Origin of the sequence: Flavobacterium sp., from assembly GCF_031423415.1 — a bacterium.
Lineage (GTDB): Bacteria > Bacteroidota > Bacteroidia > Flavobacteriales > Flavobacteriaceae > Flavobacterium.
Window position 1 is genome coordinate 1 of record NZ_JANPFL010000039.1, and the last position, 21,063, is coordinate 21,063.

Consider the following 21,063-nt stretch of genomic DNA (forward strand, 5'->3'; position numbering starts at 1 on the left):
AATCGACCAATTGGAGTTAACAAATGTAACTCTCGTTGGCTTTTCTATGGGCGGTGGAGAAGTAGTTCGCTATTTTAGCCGACACGCTGGTCAAAATGTTTCTAAAGCTGTGCTTGTTTCTTCGATAATTCCTTATTTGGCAAAAAGTGACGACAATCCAAAAGGTCGTACAAAAGAAAAAAATGAAGCTACACAATTCGCAATTAAAGAAGACAGAATCGCATTTTTAGATGGTTTTGGTATAAATTTTTTTGGACAAAGTAGTAGTAACAAAGTTATAAGTACACCATTACTAGAATACTATAGAATGTTAGCCTCTTTTGCTTCGCCACATGCAACAACAGAATGTGCCAAATCTTTTTCGAGTGCCGATTTTCGTCAAGAAGTACTTTCAATAAAAGTGCCCACTTTAATAATCCATGGAAATGCAGACAAGATTGTGCCTATTGAAATTTCGTCTGAAAAAACAGCACAGTTAATTGCCAATAATACATTTATAATCTACGATGATGCGCCACATGGTTTATTTTATACAGATAAAGATAAATTAAACGTTGATTTAATTGAATTTTTACAATCGTAAATTTTATTAAAATGAAAAACATCTTAATTATCAACGCACATCCAGACAAAGAAAGTTTTTGTTTTGCTTTGGCAGAAAGCTATAAAAACGGTGCTGATTTAGTTGGCACTGATTGCAAATTGGTTCATTTAATTGATTTGAAATTCAATCCGATTTTAACTTACGGATACCGAAAAATTAGCGAATTAGAACCCGATTTGGTTCAAATGCAAAAAGATATTTTATGGGCAGATCATTTGGTTTTTGTGTATCCAAATTGGTGGGCAACTTTCCCAGCATTGCTCAAAGGTTTTATTGATAGGGTTTTTGTACCAGGATTTGCTTTTAAATACAGAGAAAATTCATCTTTTTGGGACAAACTATTAAAAGGAAAAACGGCTAGGCTAATTGTAACAATGGACACGCCAAGTTGGTATTATTGGTTTAAAAACAGAAGTCCAGGACACAACGCTATGAAAATTGGCGTATTGGAATTTTGCGGTATAAAACCAGTAAAAATCAAAGTTTTTTCTGGTATTAAAGCTTCCGATGAAGCCAAACGAAAAAAATGGCTTGAGGAAGTTAAAAAATTGGGGGAAAAGCAAAAAAAAATTAGATTATTCCTTAACTAAACGACATTGATAACTGATTGTAGAATTATACAACCTCAAATTAAATATTGGATAACATAAAAGTAATAACTGGAATGCAACTTTGCGCTATTGAAATAATTTAGGTAGCAAAAATAACCCACAATTAAAAATGACTTTAGAAGAAATAATAAATTACAGACGCTCAGTGAGGCATTACAAAAAACAGCCCATTGATGCCGAAAAAGTGAAACATTGTATTCAATTAGCAACTTTAGCACCAAATAGTTCCAACATGCAACTTTGGGAGTTTTATCATATCACAAACCCCGAAATGTTGAAAAAATTAGCAATTGCTTGTTTAAATCAAGAATCGGCAACTACCGCACAACAAATGGTAGTTTTTGTAACAAGGCAGGATTTATACCGTAAAAGAGCAAAAGAAATGATGGTGTTAGAAACTCAAAATGTGTTAGAAAATAGCCCTAAATTAAAACAAGAAAAACGAAGTAAAAGCTGGAAAATGTATTATGGCAAAATAATGCCTTTTTTATACCTACGTGCTTTTGGAATTTTCGGATTATTAAGAAAAATTATAGTCAACATCGTTGGGCTTTTTAGACCAATTGTGTATCAAGTATCTGAAAACGACATGAGAGTTGTAGTTCATAAAACCTGTGCTTTAGCTGCTCAAACATTTATGCTGGCAATGGCTAACGAAAAGTATGACACTTGCCCAATGGAAGGTTTTGATAGTAGAAAAGTGAAAAGTATTTTGAAATTGCCCTATGGTGCCGAAATCAATATGGTGGTTTCCTGCGGCATTAGAGAAGAACAAGGAGTTTGGGGCGACAGAATGAGAATTTCCTTTGATGAAGTGTATCAAAAGGTTTAGAAAAATTGCTATTTACAATTATAAAATCAGTGAAAATGATTAAAGAGAAATAGAAAAAATGAATAGTCAAACTAAATTAATTCTAATAAAAACCATCCACACCATCATTTGGATATTTTTTAATTTAGTATTGTTTTATATGGCTTATGAAGTATTTACAAATAAAATTGACAACTTTATTTGGATAGGAATTGGATTAATTGGCTTTGAATTCATTATTCTTCTATTCTTCAAAATGATGTGTCCATTAACCATTATGGCACAAAAATATTCTAATTCTGCAAAAGAAAATTTTGATATTTATTTACCCAATTGGTTAGCAAAATATAACAAACAAATTTATACCGCCTTTTTTATAATCATAATTTTAGGATTGATTTACAGAATTTTAAACAAGTAAAAAACGATAGCAAAATTTTTACAAATCATAAATAACGAATGGTGTGGACATTGCAAAACTATACAACTCATTTTAAAGGAACTTAAAGCAAATATTGGTAACAAAATTCACATCATGAAAAATTAACTCATTAAATTATTTAATAGCAGAACAATCATTTTTAATTAATCAGAAATTAACTTATAACGTAACAATTTGAAAAACAATAAAATATAAAACTTATTTATTTTAAATCTTTCCATCAAAACCTTTGTACCTTCGTAAACAAGAAGTTTTTGCAAACAAAAGAGACCAATTCGATACTATGGAAAAAAAAGACATTGAAAATAGAATAAAAGAATTGGAATTAGAATTAAGTATTCTGAAAACATCTGAATTTGATGTACAGAAACTACAAGAAAACGATCAGCGTTTTCGCAATTTGGTTGAACTATCCATTTACCCTATTTTGATTTTGAAAGGAGAGGATATGATATTAGAGACAGCAAATAATCCCATACTCAAAATTTTTAATGTAGGCAAGGAAGCTTTGGGCAAATCGTTAATTGAAATATTGCCCGAAATGAAAGACCAACCTTTTATGGGTTTGCTATTTGATGTGTTGCACAATAACATTTCGCACTACGGCAGCGAACAGCCCGCTTTTTTTATTCGAGATAATGGCGAAAATGAAATCGTTTATTTCGACTTTGTCTACCATCCATATAAAGAAAATGACGGCACTGTTTCGGGTGTGTTAGTATATGCAACTGATGTAACGGAAAGAGTGCTTGTGCGTAAAAAAGCTGAAGAAAATGAACAACGTTTTCGCTTGGCAACTGAAGCCTCTGGAGTAGGTATTTGGGAATGGAATGTGATCACAAACCAAATCAAATGGGATGCAAAAATGTTCGAAATTTACGGTGTAAAGCCAACAAATAATGGATTTGTACCATACGATACTTGGAAGGAAGCATTAGTTACTGAAGATATTGAGGAGCAAGAAAAAATATTACAAGTTACGGTAAAAAATAGTGGCAGTAGCAAACGTTTTTTTAAAATTTTAAGGGCAGACGATGGCATACTCCGTCATATAGAAGCAGTGGAAACTGTTCGGACTAATGATGCTGGACAAGCAGAATGGATAGTCGGAACCAATATTGATGTAACTGAACAAGTGCTTGCCCGCAAAAAAGTGGAAGAAAGTGAACACCGATTTCACCAACTGATTTATTCTTCTCCATATATGATTGGTATTTTTAAAGGCAAAGACACAATTATAGAAATAGCCAACGATGCGATTATCGAAACATGGGGCAAGGGAAAAGATATTATTGGCAAATCATTGTTTGAAGTGTTGCCAGAAGCTGCCGAACAAGGTTTTGATAAGTTGATACAAAATGTATATGAAACTGGCGAACCGTATCATGCTTACGAAACACCCGTTACTCTATTGCGCAACGGTAAGCAACAGCTGATGCACTACAATTTTATTTACCAAGCACAACGAAATATAAATGGAGAGATAGTAGGCGTGGCAATATTGGCAAATGAAGTAACATACGAAGTGATTGCAAAGCAAAAAATTAAAGATAGTCAGCAGCAACTTCAGAATATTTTTATGCAAGCCCCGTTTGCTTTAAATATTTATGAAGGAAAAGAATTCGTGATTTCACTTGCAAATAAACTTTTCTGCGAAATTATAGGAAAAACAGAAAGTGAAATACTTGGCAGAAAATTATTTGATGCGTTTCCCGAAACTGCTACCCAGGGATTGGATAAAATTTTAAGCGATATATTTTCTACTGGCATTCCTTTCAAGGGAAACGAATTCCCTGTTCACTTTTTGAAACATGGCAATGAATTCAAGGGATATTTTGATTTTATTTATCATCCAATATTTGACTACAATAAAAATGTTTCTGGAGTAATTAATGTTGCAATTGATGTAACTGATAAAGTGCTCGCAAGAAAAAAAATTGAAGAAAGCGAAGAGCAACTGCGAAAAATCTCAGAGCATTTTGAAATAGCGACCACTGCCGCAGAAGTGGGTACTTGGTCGTTGGATTTGGCGTCACAAACCTTAGAATGGTCGGACTTGCATAAAAAAATGTGGGGCTATGATGAGCATCGTACAGACCTTGTATATGAAGATTGGCATAAAGTAATACTTGACAGCGATAAAGAAGTGGTTTATGCAGCATTGGCAAAAACACTTGAAACAAAAATACATTACGAAACATCTTATCGCATAAAACGGGAGGACAATGAAAATGTGCGGTGGATGCGTGCTTCAGGCAAATATTTATACAATGATGCAGGTGAGGCTGTTACCCTTTCTGGTATAAGCATGGATATTACAGAACAGAAAAGAATTGAAGAAAAATTGATTGTTGCAAAAGAATCTGCAGAAAATGCAGTAAAATTTAAGCAACAGTTTTTATCAAACATGAGCCACGAAATTAGAACACCATTAAACTCGATAGTCGGATTTACAAATGTGTTATTAAAAACAGAGTTAGATGAAAAACAAAAAGAATTTCTCAAGGCAATAAAAACAAGTAGCAATTCTTTAAACGTACTTATAAATGACATACTCGATTTGGCAAAAGTTGATGCCGGCAAAATGACATTTGAAAAAAAGCCATTTGAAATGTGCAAATCAATAAATTCATTAATACATTCTTTTGACCTCAAAATAAAAGAAAAAAATTTAGAACTGGTAAGAGAATACGATAGCAAAATACCATCAATAGTAATAGGCGATTCTGTAAGATTAAATCAGATTATCTTAAACCTGATGAGTAATGCCATAAAATTTACACACAACGGTAAAATTATGCTAAGTGCCAATTTAAAAAACGAAGATGAAAAAAATGTGTTTATTGAATTTGTCATTACTGATACTGGAATTGGCATTGCAAACGACAAAATAAATTCAATTTTCAATCTATTTGAACAAGCAGAAATTAACACCTCAAATTCGTATGGCGGAACAGGACTGGGACTTGGTATCGTAAAACAATTAGTAGAACTTCAAGGCGGAAGTATTCAAGTAAATAGTAAACTTGGTGAAGGTTCAACTTTTAGTTTTATAATGCCATTTGCAAAAACAAATAAGAAAATTGTTGAAAAGGCAGAAATAGTAGCATTAAATTCAAAAATTAAAAACCTCCGTGTATTAGTTGCCGAAGATGTAGCGTTGAATCAATTATTAATAAAGATTATTTTAGATGATTTTGACTTTGATTTTGATATTGTAAACAATGGCAAGCTAGCAATAGAAAAACTACAAACCAATACCTACGACATTATTTTGATGGATTTGCAAATGCCCATAATGAATGGTTTTGAAGCTACAGAATACATTCGAAACACAATGCAATCTACAATTCCAATCATTGCATTAACAGCAGATGTAACTACAGTTGATGATCTTAAATGTAAAGAACTTGGTATGAATGATTATATTTCTAAACCTTTTGATGAAAACCAATTGTACAGTAAAATAGTAGCCTTGATAGAAAGATAATAATTATATTTTGAATAAAAAATAGGTTTATAGATTCTATTTTACGAACAAAAAGTAGTTTTATAAAGTATGGCTTTTATTTTCCCAATTTTAATATGTGAATAATGCAACTTTTTTCTATAATTATATAACGCTTACTAGTGACTAACTAACCACTTTTATACAATTATTTAGAAATAAAATAAATGGAAAAACCATACAAAATACCCATTCAAACCTGCATTGGTCATGTTCATTTGAAAGTTTCCAATTTGCAGCGTTCACTAGACTTTTATTGCGATTTATTAGGATTCGAAATCACAACTATGTATGGCACCGAAGCCGCATTTGTTTCTGCTGGCGGTTACCATCATCACATTGGCTTAAATACTTGGTACAGTGAAGATTACCCAATGGCTCAAAAAAAAGGAGTTGGCTTGTTTCATACCGCCATTTTATATCCAACTCGAAAAGATTTAGCAACTATTTACAACCGATTATTACAAATAAATTATCATATTACGGGTTCAGCAGATCACGGCGTTTCACAAGCCATTTACCTAAATGATCCTGATAATAATGGCGTCGAATTGTATTGGGACAAGCCCAAAGTAGAATGGCTTTATAACGAAGACGGAACATTAATAATGTATTCAGCAGTATTAGATTTAGACGATTTATTAAAGGAAATCATATAAAAATAGATGGATTCACTCACACATATTGCACTTGGAGCCTGTATGGGAGAAGCATTTGCAGGAAAAACTCTTGGCAAAAAAGCGATGTTATGGGGCGCATTGGCACAAAGCATTCCTGATATAGATTTTATAGCTTCGTTCTGGATGGATACTTCGTCCAACTTATTGGCGCATCGTGGTTTTACACATTCGTTTTTGTTTTGTATTATCATCACGCCACTATTTGCATTGCTAGCTGAATATTGGCACAGACCACACAATATAAGTTTAAAACATTGGATGTTATTTTTTGGTAGCGTTATTTTTATCCATATTTTTTTAGATGCTTTTAATAATTATGGTGTAGGTTGGTTAGAACCATTTAGCCATAAACGATTTTCTTTTAATATGATTTATGTCGCTGATCCATTGTTTTCTATTTGGACAGGATTGGCGTGTTTGGCATTTATTTATTTTAGAAAAAATACTATTTACCGTAAGAGAATTTGGAAATTTGGTCTTGGTTTTACAGCCATTTATTTATTGATTTGCATTGGCATAAAAATAAAAATTGATGCAGATGTCAAGAAATCATTACAACAACAAAATATAAATTACACACAATATTTAACAACACCTGCACCTTTTCAGAATAGTTTGTGGTATGTAGTTGCAGGCAATGAAAACGGATTTTATGTTGGTCATAAATCAATTTTTGACACTAAAAAAACGATAGATTTCACTTATTTTGCTCGTAATAATAATTTGCTAGAAGCAATAGAAGATAAAGAAGATTTATATAAACTGAAACGCTTTTCGCAAAATTTTTATACCATCGAAAAATGGAATGATACCCTTGTTTTTAACGATTTAAGATTTGGACAAATAAAAGGCTGGGAAAACCCAAAAGGGAAATTTGTGTTTCATTATTTTTTGCATAAAGAGTATGATAACACACTCGTTGTGCAACGTGGAAGATTTGTGGGTTGGAATGAAAAAACTTTTTCTTCCTTATTTGAAAGAATAAAAGGGAATTGAAATTACTATTGAATTCATTCTCGCTGTTTAAAATAAAAAGTACACAAGAAAAAACTTATTCTGAAAATTTTATAGCTAACCCAATGGTATAATTGTTTGAAAATAGTATTTGTTTTTTGGTAAACTTCGTTGGTTACTTGAATGCAATCTTCTTCAATAATTGCATCTAAAGTTTGGGTAACATCTTTGGCAAAGTTTGCTTTTTTAATATCAATATTCAATTCAATACTTGCATATGCACTAATATTGTTGATGTTATAAGATCCAATAGTAACTAGCTTTTCATCAACCACACACATTTTTGCATGCAAGACAGTAGGTTGGTATTCATATATTTCGACGTTTTTCCTGAGCAACCAATCGTACATCCATCTTTCTGCCGATTTTGCAATTTTTACATCAGATTGACTTGCCAAAATTAATCTAACTTTTACCCCTTTTTTTAGTGCAAATCGCAACAATTTTCTGATTTTTCGACCTGGCAAAAAATAACTGCATATAATAGTAATTTGTTTTTCGGCGTTGTTAAATATTTCTTTGTAAGTAGTAGATATTTCATTTTTTGTTCGTACCCAATCGTTTCGCCTGATGCGACATAAAGCAATTTCGTCTTCATTAAAATTAAACAAAATGTTGTTTTCTTTGCAATATTCTTGGTTTTTATTCACTTTGAACCCGTTCCAAGTTTTCCAGCATAAAACGCAAAGTTCTTTAACAATTGGACCTTCTACAAATATAGCAAAGTCTAACCAAGCCTTAATATTAGGACAATCGTTGTATCTATCGGCAATATTCAATCCCCCTACAATAGCATATTTTGTGTCGATAACAATCATTTTGTGATGCAATCTTCGTCCGAAATAGAAATTATTATTTTTAAAAAAAGGTTTAAAAAATCGAAACTCTATTTTCTCTTTTTTTAAATTTTCGATGAAAATTTCAGATAAGTTTTTTGAAGCATAACCATCAACTAACAAGTAAATTTTTACTTTTTTAGAAGCGGCAATTTTTAGTGCATTTACAATTGATTTCCCTGTTTCATCATCATTAAAAATATAGGTTTGAATATGGATACTTTCGGTTGAATCGTTTATAAGTTTTAGAAGTAAGTCAAAATAAGGTTTGCCACTTCTAATGAGTTGAATTTTGTTTTCGGTAAAAGTAGTATTGATTAACTTTTTCATTTTTTAAATTCAAACAATTAAAAAATCAAAGTTTAATGATTTTATCCTACAAATTGTTACACATATAATTTTATTTATTACAAAATTCACATGAAAAAGTATAGGAATTATACAATTTTATAATAAAATTTTACAACCATAATTTATTGTAAAAACTTAAACTTTGGGAGTTAAAAACTTTGATTAATAAAATTGTAAAAGTTGTTATAAATTATTTGGTTTAGGAAAAATTTTAAGCAGATAAATAAATCTAAATATGAAAAAAATATTCCTAATTATACTATTATTTATAATTTCCTGCAAAGACAAATTCGAGCAAACCAAACCAACAATTGGCGATGTAACCGAAAGCGTTTATGCCTCTGGAATCATTAAATCCGAAAATCAATACGCTGTTTTTTCGACTGTAAATGGCATTTTGAATAAAATTGATGTTGTTGCTGGGCAAACAATTACTAAAGATCAATTGCTATTTGAAATTGATGATGACAAAGCTGAATTGAATACTCAAAACGCAAAATTAACGTATCAATTAAGTCAAAATGACAACCGATATATTCAAGATAAAATCTCAGAAATGGAACTAAAAGTGCAATTGGCTCGTGATAAATTATTGGTTGATAAATCGTTATATGATAGAAATAACCGAATAAAAGAAGACCATATTATTTCGGAAGTCGATTTTGAAAAAGTGGAATTAGCATACAAATCTTCGCAATTGAATTTAAAAACATCTCAAAAACAATTATCACAACTTAAATTGCAGTTGAATTTCGACCAAAACAAAAATAATATTTTACTGCAAATTGGTCAAGAAACACAAAATGATTATCAAATTAAAAGTGCTCTTTCTGGTCAACTTTTTGATATTTTAGTAAAAGAAGGCACCTTGATTTCGCCACAAATTCCGTTAGCAATTATCGGTAAAAAAAACGCTTTTTTGTTGGAACTTGAAGTTGATGAAAACGATATGGCAAGAGTAAAATTAAATCAATCTGTTTTGATCACATTAGACAGTTATAAAAATCAAGTTTTTGAAGCCAAAGTTGATAAAATTTTTCCGATAATGAACGAGCAATCTAGAACTTTTAAGATTGAAGCACATTTTATAAATCCGCCACAAAAATTATATCCAAATCTTTCTGCCGAAGCCAATATTGTCATTCAAACCAAAAAAAATGCTGTTACAATTCCGAAAAATTATTTGCTAAAAGGTGATTCTATTCAAATCTCTAAAAAAGAAAAACGCAAAGTAAAAATAGGATTATCAGATTATCAAAAAGTGGAAATTATGGAAGGTTTAAAAGCAGATGAAATAATTTATAAACTAAAAGAATGAACTATAAACTGATTTTAAATATTGCCACACATTTGCTTCGAGCACGACTCAAACAAACTATTGTTGCTGCCGTTGGCGTGACTTTTAGTATTTCAATGTTTATTGCTTTGGTTAGTTTTATGAACGGTTTAAACGATCTGCTTGATGGATTAATGCTAAACAAAACACCTCACGTTCGATTGTATAATGAAGTAAAACCATCTCAAAATCAACCCATTTCTTTATCTGAAAAATATAAAAACAATACTAATTTCATTAATTCAATAAAACCAAAAGACAGAGGAAAATCGATTTATGATAGCAAAAAAATCATACAAGACTTAAAACTCGATAAACGCATTATTGATGTTGCTGCCAAAATAAATACACCTGTTTTTTTTAATTCTGGAACAATAGAAATTGCTGGAGTTATCAACGGAATTGAAATTGAACACGAAGAGAAATTATTCAAAATTTCAGAAAATATCATCGATGGAAATGTGGCTGATTTATATCAAAATAACAGCATAATTATAGGCAAAGGTTTGTCAGAAAAAATGCTTTTAGTCAAAGGCGACAATATTAATATCACTTCATCACGTGGCAATTTAGTAATGCTAAAAGTAGTTGGAATTTCACAAATTGGCATTGTAGAATACGATAATACATTTAGTTACACATCGCTGGAAACAGCTCAAAAATTATTGGATGAACCAACAAATTACATCACCGATATTCAAATTAAATTATTCGATATGCAATCGGCACCACAAGTTGCCAAAGAATTTGCAGAGAAATACAATACAGATACCATTGATTATCAAACGGCTAACGCTCAATTTGAAACGGGAAGTTCGGTTAGAACCATCATTTCGTATGCAGTTGGTTTGGTATTATTGTTGGTTGCTGGTTTCGGAATTTATAATATTCTGAATATGATGATTTACGAAAAAATGGATACGATTGCAATTCTGAAAGCGACAGGTTTTTCGGGTAGCGATGTAAAATGGATTTTCATTTTTTTATCTTTAATTATTGGAGTGGCAGGAGGATTATTGGGTTTGTTAATCGGATTTATTTTCTCTTCAATTATAAGTATAATTCCTTTCGAAACACCTTCGTTGCCAACCATAAAAACCTATCCAATTAGTTACGACGGCATTTATTACATCATCAGTATGATTTTTGCGCTATTTACAACTACAATTGCAGGATTATTTCCTGCAATGAAAGCCAGTAAAGTAGATCCTGTTGAAATTATTAGAGGAAAATAAAATGGAAACCAAAATTCTAGAAGCCATAAATATCTCCAAAACTTTCCACGAAACAATGGAATTGAAAGTGTTAACGGATATTAATTTCTCAATAAATAAAGGTGAATTTGCTTCGATAATCGGGAAATCTGGTTGCGGAAAATCTACTTTATTGTATATTTTATCTACAATGGATACTGTTTTTGATGGAGATTTAAAAATCGATTCTGTTTCAATGAAAGACAAACCCGATATAGAATTGGCAGTTGTTCGTAACGAAAAAATTGGATTTGTATTCCAGTTTCACTATCTGTTAAACGAATTTTCGGTTTTACAAAACGTTATGCTACCAGGATTAAAATTGGCAAAATTATCCACGAAGGAAATTGAAGCAAAAGCCTATGAAAAATTAAAAGTGTTGGGAATTCAAGATAAAGCATTGCAAAGTCCGAACAAATTGTCGGGTGGCGAAAAACAGCGAGTAGCCATAGCTCGGGCTTTAATCAACGATCCTTTAATCATTATGGGTGATGAACCAACAGGAAATCTAGACAAGAAAAACTCGGAAATTGTTTTTGACGTTTTCAAAGAATTGGCTGAAGTTTATAAACAATCGTTACTAATTGTAACACACGATAACGATTTTGCCAAACGAACGCACAGGACTATTGAAATGGAAGATGGAAAAATTATTAAGATGTAATGTTTTTATTTTAATCTTTCATAAAAGTAACATTATCCATAATAATTCCTATGAATTTTACAATTTTTTAATAAAATTTAACAACAAATCTTTCTTATAATAAATCAAACTTTGATAGTTCAAAACATCCTCATTTCAATTAAATGTAACACTATGAAAAAGCCAAACTTTACTTCTTTTTTATTCCTTCTGTTTTTTTTATCTTCCTGTAATTCAACTCAAATTGTTAGCAGTTGGACTCAGCGCGACAAGCAAATAAATCTAAATCAGTTAGACAAAATTTTGGTTGTTGCAATGTTCAAGTCTGAAACTAGCAATAGAAAAGCAGAAGACCAAATGGTTGGTTATCTCAACGGAAAGGGCATTCCATCATATAATTATCTAAAATCTAATTTTAATAAAGAAAACCATGAAGTCATTAGAAGTACAATCAAAAATGACGGTTTCGATGGTGTTGTAACTATGCGATTAATTGATGTTGAGCAAGAAAAAATTTACCAGCAAAACAATTATAATCGTTATCCAAATAATTACCGAGATTTCAATAATTATTTTTATGAAAGTTCAATGTCGTATTACAATCCTGAATATTATATAACTACCAAAATTTATACCATCGAAACGAATGTATATTCCATCAGAGAAAACAAAATTATTTGGACAGCATTAACCGAAACAACGGATCCTAAAGGAGTAAAAAAATTGACCGAAGAAGTTACAAAAGTAATTTATAATCAGATGATTAAAGATAAATTTATTAAATAATATTTATTATGGATTCAAATTTTAAATCAATATTTGAGCTAATACTTTTTCCGTTGCTACGAATATTACAACTTTTAACAATAATTGTATAACACAAAACTTTGATGTCTGCCTGAACTTTGTACCCAACAATTATAAATATAAAACATTATGAAAAAATTACTAATTCTATGTATGTGTATCACTATTACATTTACATTGAGGGCACAAACAGAAGAAAAAAAATGGAATGTTGGTTTACACGGTGGTGTAACACAATATAACGGAGATTTAGGTCGTGATTGGTATGAAACCAGCAACACCATTTATGGTTTTGGGGGATTATCTGTTTCTAGATATTTAAGCAAATTGTTCGACGCAAGTTTATTGCTTTCTAAAGGTACAATAGGTTACAATAATGGTACAACAGCAGGTTTTAAATCTGATTTTAATGCGGCATCACTAAATTTACGTTTTAATATTGTAGCCCCCGAATATGTTATCAGACCATATGTATTTGCTGGAGTTGGAGCTATTATATTTGATAATCAATTGAATTTTCATACAGAAAATTATGATTACATTTTACCAACAGCTGGTGCAGGTATCAATTTTAGGTTAACACCAGAAATTATGTTAAACTTGCAAGAAACATTCATGTTCTCCAACAAAGATCGTCGAGATGGTATAGACAATGCCAATGGTGAATTTAAGAAAAAAGATTCTTATGTTACACACATGGTTGGTTTAACATTCAATATGGGTAATTCTAAGGATACTGATAAAGATGGTGTTTCTGACAAAAAAGACAACTGCCCAGACACTCCTGCAGGAGTAGCAGTTGATAAAACGGGTTGTCCTCTTGACCGTGATGGAGATGGTGTTGCTGATTATCTTGACACTTGTCCAGATACAGCTGGAACGCAATCATTAAGTGGCTGTCCTGATAGAGATAATGATGGTGTAGAAGACTCTAAAGACCGTTGCCCAGATCAAGCGGGAAAACTTACGCTAAAAGGTTGTCCAGATGCCGATAATGACGGTGTTGCCGATTTAGATGATAAATGTGCAAACACCAAACAAGGCACAAGAGTAGATGCAAAAGGATGTCCTATGGACAGCGATGGCGATGGTGTAATGGATGATATGGATCGTTGCCCAGACGTAGCAGGAGTTATGGGACTTAAAGGTTGCCCTGATGCAGATGGTGATGGAGTTGCCGATATTGATGACCGTTGTCCAAATGCAAAGGGAACAGCAGCAAACAAAGGTTGTCCAGAAATTACAAAAGCAGATATTGTAAGAATAACCTACATAGGAAGCAAAATTTTCTTCGAAAATAATTCCGATAAACTAAAAGTAGCTTCACTATCTCAACTGGACGAATTGTCAAAAATATTATACAAATATGAAGGTGCTAGTTTAACAATTGAAGGACACACTGATAGTGTTGGAGCCGACGATTTTAACATGACTTTATCTCAAAAACGTTCTGAATCAGTTAGACAATACCTTATTGGAAAAGGTGTTTCAGACGCTCGATTAATTTCAGTTGGATTTGGAGAAACTAAACCAGTTGCTACCAATAATACATCTTTAGGGAAAGCTAAAAACCGTAGAGTAGAATTGAAAACAAATTATTAAATAATTAAAGGTAAGTTTTGTTTTTTGGTTAAAAATGGCTGTCAATCTTGATAGCCATTTTTTTTGTTTAATCATAATTATATAACTTAATAATAAAATTATGTAACATTTTAAAGCGACTATCAGTTTAGTTTTACAGTAGATATTTAAACTTAATTGAATATTATTAAACCTAATTATTATGAAAAAAAATGTATTAAAATTTGGATTATTTTTAATGATTCTAGTAGGAATGGGTTCTTGTAAAAACAAAGAAAGGGATTTGGCTGACCAACGAATTAGCGAATTAGAAACCTATGTAGATTCATTAAAAACCGTTTCTGCTGAAGATAGACAGGCAAATTGGGACAGAATTTCTGAAGATTTTGAAATCAAGAAAACAAATGCAAACGATGCTTTATCAAGCCTTGATGAGGATGTTAAACCAACCTCTCAAGCAAAAATTGATGCTTCAAATGCTAAATATGATGAATATAAAGTTATTGCATTAACCAATCTTGAAGCAGAACCAGTTCTAGACAATATTGCGCAACCAGTAAAAGCAAGTCCTTCACAAGTGTTAAGAGACAGATTGTTTGGAGCAGGTAAAATTGGGAACGATATGAGTTTTGCCTGGGTAAACAAAGACAATATTCTTTCGGTTTATGATAATTTTTATCAATCGTATAAAGACAATAAGGCAAACTTTACTAGAGAAGATTATGACGAAATTAAATTAATGTATGAAGCTTTAGATTCTAGAAAAAACACAGTCGAAAAAGAAGGTTTATCGTCAGAAGATAATGGAAAAATTGCTTCTATTAAATTTAAATTAGCACCTATGTTTAAAGCAAACAGAATAGGAGCAAAGAGTAGAGAAAATCAAGAAGCTAAAGAATAAAAATAATAATTATTAATTCAAGGAAGAATGACAATTAGAAATGATTGTCATTTTTTTTGTTTTTAAATCAACCATTTTATTTACAATTATTGTCCAAATCTAGGAATATTATAACTTTAGTAAATAGTTATATAACAATCAATTAGCAGTATTTTATAACCTTTATAAAAATTAATACTTAAACAAATTCAAGATGAAAACTTCAATTATAATTATTCTTTTTAGTGTTGTCACATTAAGCTCTTGTAAAAAGTTAGATTCTGCAGAAGAAACAAAAATGGACCATTCTATGCCAATGGAAAACGAATTAATGCAATCAATGAGCAAAACCACAATGGCTATGAACAACTCAAAAATGAATGGTGATTTTGATTATGATTTTGCAAATCTTATGATTTTGCACCATCAAATGGCAATAGATATGAGCCGTGTTGCAATTGAAAAAGGAGGTGATAAAACTATTCAAAATATGGCTAACGGAATTATTGCCGCACAAGAAATCGAAATCAAACAAATGAAACAATTTTTGCAAAATTATGAAGTTCTTGCAACAAATAATCAAACTTCAAATAGTTTCAAAATTGCTAGCGAAATGAAATCGATGATGGGTAAAATGAACGATGTTAAAATGTATGAAAGCATTGATAAAGATTATGTTGCCATGATGATTCCGCATCACGAAAGTGCAGTAACAATGGCAAAGATGCAGTTACAATTTGGTAAAGAAAACGTTTTATTAGAATTGTCAAAAAACATTATCGAAGATCAATCCTTTGAAATTGAAGAATTCAAAAACTGGCAAACTAAAAACTAGAAATTATGTTAGAAGTCAAAAAAGAAGGCATTGTTCTCAGCAAATCCGAACAAGGTTTTGAAGTCGAAGGTGTATTGAATCCAGCAGTTATTCATTATGGAGATTACATTCATATGTTTTATCGCGCTGTTGGAAAAGGGAATTATTCGAGTATCGGTTATGCCAAATTTAAAACTCCTTTAGAAGTTGTAGAAAGATTAGATGTTCCCATTATTTTTCCACAATTCGAATATGAAGAACATGGTGTTGAAGATGCCAGAATTGTTCGAATTGACAATTTGTTTTATCTCTCTTATTGTGCTTTTGACGGTGTAAATGCGCTTGGAGCCTTAGCAACATCTCCAGATTTAATTACTTGGACCAAACACGGAATTATAGTTCCACATATGATGTTTGACGAATTTAAACGTTTAGCAGGAACAAAAAGCAAACTAAATGAAAAATATTTTAGGTACAACGAACACGAGGGTATTAAAGAAAAAAATGGTAAAAAAGTTTTGGTTTGGGATAAAAATGTAGTTTTTTTTCCTCGACGAATAAATGGTATGTTACATTTTATACATCGTATAAAACCTGATATTCAAATAGTTTGTGTTCATGAATTAAGCGAATTAACTCCAGAGTTTTGGCAAAATTATTTATTGCGATTCAAAGATTATGTAATGCTTTATCCGAGATTAAAACACGAAATAAGCTACATCGGCGGCGGTTGTCCACCAATTGAAACCAAAGAAGGTTGGTTGCTTATTTATCACGGTGTTTATGATAGTATAAAAGGATTTGTCTATTGTGCTTGTGCCGCATTATTAGATTTAGAAAAACCTGAAATTGTTCTTGCCAGATTGCCCTATCCGTTATTTAAACCAGAGCTCGATTGGGAATTAAAAGGAGAAGTAAACAATGTTTGTTTTCCAACAGGAGCGATTGTTTTAGACGACAAATTATATATTTATTATGGTGCCGCCGATGAGCGAATTGCTTGTGCATCAATCAGTTTAAAAGAGTTGACAAATGAATTAATGCTAAATATAAAATAAAATGCAAACTAAAACAGCTACAAAGAATAACCATGTTTTTTCAACTAGAAAAATTCATGAAAGAACAGCGATTTCTAAATCTATTTTCATAGAAAGTCAAAATATTTTGCCCGAAATTTTATGTATAACCTCATATCCGCCTCGAGAATGTGGTATTGCAACTTATTCGCAAGATTTAATTTTTGCTTTAAATAACAAATTTCAAAGGTCATTTGATATTAAAATTTGTGCTTTAGAAAATAAAGAGGACAACTATGTTTATAACGAAAAAGTTGATTTTGTTCTTGAAACCGATAATCAAAATTCTTATATAGAATTAGCCGAAAATATTAACGATAATCCCAATATTTCGATGGTTTTAATTCAGCACGAATTTGGTTTGTTTAGATCAAACGAAGCAGATTTTATTGCTTTTTTAAAGTCATTAAACAAGCCTATAAGTATAGCTTTTCATACTGTTTTGCCAAATCCTGATGCATTGTTAAAAGAAAACGTTCAAAAAATAGACCAAATAGTTGAATCTTTTATAGTAATGACTAAATCTTCTGCTAAATTATTAGTTGATGATTATGCAGTTGTTAACGAAAAAATTGCAGTAATTCCGCACGGAACACACTTGGTAGAACACACAAATAAAGACGTTTTAAAAGAAAAATATGGCTTTACGGGACGCAAAATAATTTCCACTTTCGGGTTATTAAGCTCGGGAAAATGTATTGAAACTTCCATAAATGCTTTACGCGCAATTGTAAAACAACATCCAGAAGTTTTATTTTTGGTCATTGGAAAAACACATCCAAATGTGGTAAAAAAAGAGGGAGAAAAATACCGTTCAACTCTTGAAGCAAAAATTTCAGCTCTGCAACTCAATAAATATGTAAAATTTATAAATCAATATTTACCATTAGATCAATTGCTTGAATACTTACAACTTACGGATATTTATCTGTTTACTTCCAAAGACAGAAACCAAGCCGTTTCTGGAACTTTCTCTTATGCAATTAGTTGTGGTTGCCCAATTATTTCTACCCCAATTCCGCATGCTGTTGAGGTTTTACAAAATGGAACAGGAATTATTATCGATTTCGAAAATCCAAAACAATTGGCAGAACAAGTCAACCATTTGTTAGATAATGAACAACTTCGTAGCCAGATTTCATCAAACGGAATTCACAAACTAGCTCCAACAGCTTGGGAAAATTCTGCTATCGCACATGCTTTATTATTTGAAAGAATTAGTGAAGAAAAAATAAATTTGCATTATAAAATTCCAGAAATTAACCTAAATCATTTCAAAAATTTAACAACAAAATTTGGAATGATTCAGTTTTCAATCATCAATCAACCTGACATTAGGACAGGTTATACTTTAGACGATAATGCTCGTGCTTTAGTAGCAATGTGTCAACATTATGAGTTTAAAAATGATGCTAATGATTTAGAATACATTCGTAAATATTTCAATTTTATAAAATATTGTTTGCAACCAGAAGGTTATTTTTTAAACTATGTTGATGTCGATAAAAAATTCACAAAACAAAACTCAGAAAACCTAGCCGATTCAAATGGTCGCGCCATTTGGTCGTTGGGATATTTATCTTCAATATGTCACTTATTACCGGATAATCTTGCTGCCGATATACTAAAAACTTTTCAATTATCACTAATAAATGTTTGTAAAATTAATTCGCCTAGAGCGATGGCATTTATTATAAAAGGTATTTATTATAACAATTCTTGTCATTATTCTGACGATAATATTCGGGTTTTAAAACATTTGACCGATAAATTAGTTCAAATGTACAAACACGAAAATAAGGAAGATTGGCATTGGTTCGAAAGTTATTTAACTTATGGAAACAGCATTTTGCCCGAAGCAATGTTGTGTGCTTATTTGGCAACCGATAATTTGGTTTATAAAGAAATTGCAAAAACTTCTTTTGATTTTTTATTGTCTAAAATTTTTAATAAAAATCAAATAAACGTAATTTCAAACAAAGGTTGGTTGCATAATAACAACTTAAACGTGAACAAAATTGGAGGAGAACAACCTATAGATGTAGCATACTCAATAATAGCATTGAGCAAATTTTATGAAACTTTTCAAGAGGAAGATTATCTAGAAAAAATGGAAATTGCTTTCAATTGGTTTTTGGGTAAAAATCATTTGCAACAAATAGTTTACAATCCCTGTACAGGTGGTTGTTATGATGGGTTAGAGGACACATATATCAATTTGAATCAAGGCGCAGAATCTACTGTTAGTTACTTGATGGCAAGATTAACCATCGAAAAATATTTTAAAGACAAAAGCAAAATAAGCACAAAGAATTATTCAAATTTAAAATTTTCTAATCAAATAATAACGTTATAAAACTAAATAGTATGGCAACTAAAAAAACACAGATTATTGCTCCCAAAAAAAGCGATGCTAAGAAAAAAACAGAAGCAGCAAACTCTAAAACAAAGTCTGATAATTCTAAACAAACTATTAGAAAAAAGTTGAATGAATTTGGTGATAATGATTCACTTTAAAATTTATAAAAATGCAAACACAAAATCAAAATCTATTTCTACTGGAAGACGATCCGTGGTCATCAAATAGGATTGTAAATTTTTTAGAAAAAAGATTTTCAAATTCCCTTACAATTTCAGCCGTTATAAATAGAGAAACACTTCTTAATAAGATTGATGCCAATACAGCAATTGTAATTCTGGACTATGATTTGAAAGGTGAAAAAGCAGATCTATTGGTGCTTGAAATTAAAAAAATAAATTCAAACACCGAAGTCATTATTCTTTCTAGTGATGAAGATATTGGAATTGCAATTGATGCATTAAGAAATGGAGCAAAAAGTGTCATTATTAAAGGGGAGCAATCTAAAAGGGAACTTTTTTTAGTCATTTATAAAATACTAAACTATCCAGTAAGAATACTAGTAGAACGGTTTGGAATTAATAAAATACTCGCCATTTTTATTGCCTATTTCATCATTATTGGAATTGTAGTTTTTATAGGAATGAATTTATTAGCGTAAATAAATAAGGTAACTAACAATGAAAGCAAATAAGCAAATTAACAATACGAATTCAGAAAAAAAAGTACAACCCACATTTTTAGAAAAAATAGCATATCCTGCAAAATATCTTGAAATGCGATATGGTGTAAGCCAATTTTTTATCTATTTAATTTTCGTATTTGCTGTCATCGGAATTTTCATTTTTATTGGAATGTTAAACATGCATTAAAGAATCTATGAATATTACAAAACATTCTAAAAGTTATATAACACATTGATTTTTAATATCTCATAATTTTACATCTTATAAAATCATACAAATTAAGACCTAATAATGGAAATAAATCAAATTTTAAAAGAAAAAGTAGAAAACAATTTAGACACAAATTTAGCAACTCATAAAATTGAAATTGATGTTTTTGGAAACGAAGTTACGTTGAAGGGAATTGTAAAAACTTATGACGAAAAAGATAAAATAGAGGAAATTGCTTGGAATACATTTGGTGTTATATCAGTAAATAACGAATTATCTATAGAAAACGAAAATTAGAATTTATGATAGTAAAAAACCATATTCTTGAAAACATAAATAAAGATAAATCTCATGAAGATTGTAATGTCTTTATAGATGAATTAATGTCGATTTATAATGCAGAAAAAAAGCTGAATCTATCATTACCAGTAATGATATTAAATGCAAGAACATCAAAAATTGCAAATGGATTAACCAAACATTTAAAATTCACTCAAGAACATTTACTGCGTTTAGAAACACTTTTCAAATCATTAAAAGAACCAATAAAAAACTAAATAA

General features: G+C 30.8%; 22 protein-coding genes. 21 read left to right on the plus strand and 1 reads right to left on the minus strand.

All coding sequences use genetic code 11. From position 1 onward, the window contains the following. The 7 genes from RMO83_RS04150 to RMO83_RS04180 all read left to right on the plus strand — a co-directional run. Positions 1-583 (plus strand): alpha/beta hydrolase (locus RMO83_RS04150; protein ID WP_310558414.1); only part of this gene is annotated, 583 nt, incomplete at its 5' end. Between the two features lie 11 nt (positions 584-594). Next, a complete protein-coding gene (locus RMO83_RS04155) occupies positions 595-1,194 on the plus strand; it encodes an NAD(P)H-dependent oxidoreductase (protein ID WP_310558415.1) in 600 nt (199 codons plus the stop codon). 130 nt (positions 1,195-1,324) lie between these two features. Continuing rightward, the gene (locus RMO83_RS04160; RefSeq protein ID WP_310558416.1) at positions 1,325-2,047 is read left to right on the plus strand and encodes a nitroreductase family protein; all 723 of its coding nucleotides are present in this window, start codon (positions 1,325-1,327) and stop codon (positions 2,045-2,047) included. A gap of 58 nt (positions 2,048-2,105) precedes the next feature. Beyond that, positions 2,106-2,447, plus strand: a complete 342-nt coding sequence (locus RMO83_RS04165) for a hypothetical protein (protein ID WP_310558417.1) — start codon at positions 2,106-2,108, stop codon at positions 2,445-2,447. Between the two features lie 304 nt (positions 2,448-2,751). Further along, positions 2,752-5,958 (plus strand): PAS domain S-box protein, encoded by a 3,207-nt coding sequence (locus RMO83_RS04170; RefSeq protein WP_310558418.1) that lies wholly within the window; start codon positions 2,752-2,754, stop codon positions 5,956-5,958. Positions 5,959-6,143: 185 nt separating this feature from the next. Further along, entirely contained in the window at positions 6,144-6,635 is a 492-nt protein-coding gene (locus RMO83_RS04175) for a VOC family protein (RefSeq protein WP_310558419.1), read from the plus strand. A gap of 6 nt (positions 6,636-6,641) precedes the next feature. Then, on the plus strand, positions 6,642-7,652 hold the full coding sequence (locus RMO83_RS04180; protein WP_310558420.1) for a metal-dependent hydrolase: 1,011 nt from the start codon (positions 6,642-6,644) through the stop codon (positions 7,650-7,652). A 14-nt stretch (positions 7,653-7,666) separates the two neighbouring features. On the opposite strand, the gene RMO83_RS04185 is transcribed toward RMO83_RS04180, so the two are convergent. Next, positions 7,667-8,836, minus strand: coding sequence for a phospholipase D-like domain-containing protein (locus RMO83_RS04185; RefSeq protein ID WP_310558421.1), 1,170 nt, complete (start codon positions 8,834-8,836; stop codon positions 7,667-7,669). A 256-nt stretch (positions 8,837-9,092) separates the two neighbouring features. Between RMO83_RS04185 and RMO83_RS04190 the strand changes: the two genes are divergently transcribed. The 14 genes from RMO83_RS04190 to RMO83_RS04255 all read left to right on the plus strand — a co-directional run bounded on the left by RMO83_RS04190 (position 9,093) and on the right by RMO83_RS04255 (position 21,059). Next, entirely contained in the window at positions 9,093-10,175 is a 1,083-nt protein-coding gene (locus RMO83_RS04190) for an efflux RND transporter periplasmic adaptor subunit (RefSeq protein WP_310558422.1), read from the plus strand. Beyond that, positions 10,172-11,428: an FtsX-like permease family protein gene (locus tag RMO83_RS04195; protein WP_310558423.1), complete on the plus strand. Its 1,257-nt coding sequence runs from the start codon at positions 10,172-10,174 to the stop codon at positions 11,426-11,428. Before RMO83_RS04190 ends, RMO83_RS04195 begins: the two co-directional genes overlap by 4 nt. Position 11,429: 1 nt before the next feature. After that, positions 11,430-12,110: an ABC transporter ATP-binding protein gene (locus tag RMO83_RS04200; RefSeq protein ID WP_310558424.1), complete on the plus strand. Its 681-nt coding sequence runs from the start codon at positions 11,430-11,432 to the stop codon at positions 12,108-12,110. A gap of 153 nt (positions 12,111-12,263) precedes the next feature. Further along, entirely contained in the window at positions 12,264-12,875 is a 612-nt protein-coding gene (locus tag RMO83_RS04205; RefSeq protein WP_310558425.1) for a hypothetical protein, read from the plus strand. Between the two features lie 150 nt (positions 12,876-13,025). Then, the gene (locus RMO83_RS04210) at positions 13,026-14,498 is read left to right on the plus strand and encodes an OmpA family protein (RefSeq protein WP_310558426.1); all 1,473 of its coding nucleotides are present in this window, start codon (positions 13,026-13,028) and stop codon (positions 14,496-14,498) included. A gap of 181 nt (positions 14,499-14,679) precedes the next feature. Then, a complete protein-coding gene (locus RMO83_RS04215) occupies positions 14,680-15,378 on the plus strand; it encodes a hypothetical protein (protein WP_310558427.1) in 699 nt (232 codons plus the stop codon). Between the two features lie 193 nt (positions 15,379-15,571). After that, entirely contained in the window at positions 15,572-16,192 is a 621-nt protein-coding gene (locus RMO83_RS04220) for a DUF305 domain-containing protein (protein ID WP_310558428.1), read from the plus strand. A gap of 5 nt (positions 16,193-16,197) precedes the next feature. Further along, positions 16,198-17,229, plus strand: a complete 1,032-nt coding sequence (locus RMO83_RS04225; RefSeq protein ID WP_310558429.1) for a pesticidal protein Cry7Aa — start codon at positions 16,198-16,200, stop codon at positions 17,227-17,229. Between the two features lies 1 nt (position 17,230). Continuing rightward, positions 17,231-19,603 carry a glycosyltransferase gene (locus RMO83_RS04230; RefSeq protein ID WP_310558430.1) on the plus strand — a complete coding sequence of 791 codons (2,373 nt, stop codon included), beginning with the start codon at positions 17,231-17,233 and terminating at the stop codon, positions 19,601-19,603. An 11-nt stretch (positions 19,604-19,614) separates the two neighbouring features. Then, positions 19,615-19,764: a hypothetical protein gene (locus RMO83_RS04235; protein WP_310558431.1), complete on the plus strand. Its 150-nt coding sequence runs from the start codon at positions 19,615-19,617 to the stop codon at positions 19,762-19,764. Positions 19,765-19,775: 11 nt separating this feature from the next. Next, complete coding sequence (locus tag RMO83_RS04240; RefSeq protein WP_310558432.1) at positions 19,776-20,267, plus strand: response regulator; 492 nt, start codon at positions 19,776-19,778, stop codon at positions 20,265-20,267. Positions 20,268-20,286: 19 nt separating this feature from the next. Next, positions 20,287-20,478 (plus strand): hypothetical protein, encoded by a 192-nt coding sequence (locus RMO83_RS04245; RefSeq protein WP_310558433.1) that lies wholly within the window; start codon positions 20,287-20,289, stop codon positions 20,476-20,478. Between the two features lie 105 nt (positions 20,479-20,583). Then, entirely contained in the window at positions 20,584-20,799 is a 216-nt protein-coding gene (locus RMO83_RS04250; RefSeq protein WP_310558434.1) for a BON domain-containing protein, read from the plus strand. 5 nt (positions 20,800-20,804) lie between these two features. Continuing rightward, a complete protein-coding gene (locus RMO83_RS04255; RefSeq protein WP_310558435.1) occupies positions 20,805-21,059 on the plus strand; it encodes a DUF892 family protein in 255 nt (84 codons plus the stop codon). Positions 21,060-21,063: the final 4 nt, after the last annotated feature.

Coding starts and splice junctions, on each gene's coding strand:
- RMO83_RS04155 (WP_310558415.1), top strand. CDS start 595: ATGAAAAACATCTTAATTATCAACGCACATCCAGACAAAGAAAGTTTT.
- RMO83_RS04160 (WP_310558416.1), top strand. CDS start 1,325: ATGACTTTAGAAGAAATAATAAATTACAGACGCTCAGTGAGGCATTAC.
- RMO83_RS04165 (WP_310558417.1), top strand. CDS start 2,106: ATGAATAGTCAAACTAAATTAATTCTAATAAAAACCATCCACACCATC.
- RMO83_RS04170 (WP_310558418.1), top strand. CDS start 2,752: ATGGAAAAAAAAGACATTGAAAATAGAATAAAAGAATTGGAATTAGAA.
- RMO83_RS04175 (WP_310558419.1), top strand. CDS start 6,144: ATGGAAAAACCATACAAAATACCCATTCAAACCTGCATTGGTCATGTT.
- RMO83_RS04180 (WP_310558420.1), top strand. CDS start 6,642: ATGGATTCACTCACACATATTGCACTTGGAGCCTGTATGGGAGAAGCA.
- RMO83_RS04185 (WP_310558421.1), bottom strand. CDS start 8,836: ATGAAAAAGTTAATCAATACTACTTTTACCGAAAACAAAATTCAACTC.
- RMO83_RS04190 (WP_310558422.1), top strand. CDS start 9,093: ATGAAAAAAATATTCCTAATTATACTATTATTTATAATTTCCTGCAAA.
- RMO83_RS04195 (WP_310558423.1), top strand. CDS start 10,172: ATGAACTATAAACTGATTTTAAATATTGCCACACATTTGCTTCGAGCA.
- RMO83_RS04200 (WP_310558424.1), top strand. CDS start 11,430: ATGGAAACCAAAATTCTAGAAGCCATAAATATCTCCAAAACTTTCCAC.
- RMO83_RS04205 (WP_310558425.1), top strand. CDS start 12,264: ATGAAAAAGCCAAACTTTACTTCTTTTTTATTCCTTCTGTTTTTTTTA.
- RMO83_RS04210 (WP_310558426.1), top strand. CDS start 13,026: ATGAAAAAATTACTAATTCTATGTATGTGTATCACTATTACATTTACA.
- RMO83_RS04215 (WP_310558427.1), top strand. CDS start 14,680: ATGAAAAAAAATGTATTAAAATTTGGATTATTTTTAATGATTCTAGTA.
- RMO83_RS04220 (WP_310558428.1), top strand. CDS start 15,572: ATGAAAACTTCAATTATAATTATTCTTTTTAGTGTTGTCACATTAAGC.
- RMO83_RS04225 (WP_310558429.1), top strand. CDS start 16,198: ATGTTAGAAGTCAAAAAAGAAGGCATTGTTCTCAGCAAATCCGAACAA.
- RMO83_RS04230 (WP_310558430.1), top strand. CDS start 17,231: ATGCAAACTAAAACAGCTACAAAGAATAACCATGTTTTTTCAACTAGA.
- RMO83_RS04235 (WP_310558431.1), top strand. CDS start 19,615: ATGGCAACTAAAAAAACACAGATTATTGCTCCCAAAAAAAGCGATGCT.
- RMO83_RS04240 (WP_310558432.1), top strand. CDS start 19,776: ATGCAAACACAAAATCAAAATCTATTTCTACTGGAAGACGATCCGTGG.
- RMO83_RS04245 (WP_310558433.1), top strand. CDS start 20,287: ATGAAAGCAAATAAGCAAATTAACAATACGAATTCAGAAAAAAAAGTA.
- RMO83_RS04250 (WP_310558434.1), top strand. CDS start 20,584: ATGGAAATAAATCAAATTTTAAAAGAAAAAGTAGAAAACAATTTAGAC.
- RMO83_RS04255 (WP_310558435.1), top strand. CDS start 20,805: ATGATAGTAAAAAACCATATTCTTGAAAACATAAATAAAGATAAATCT.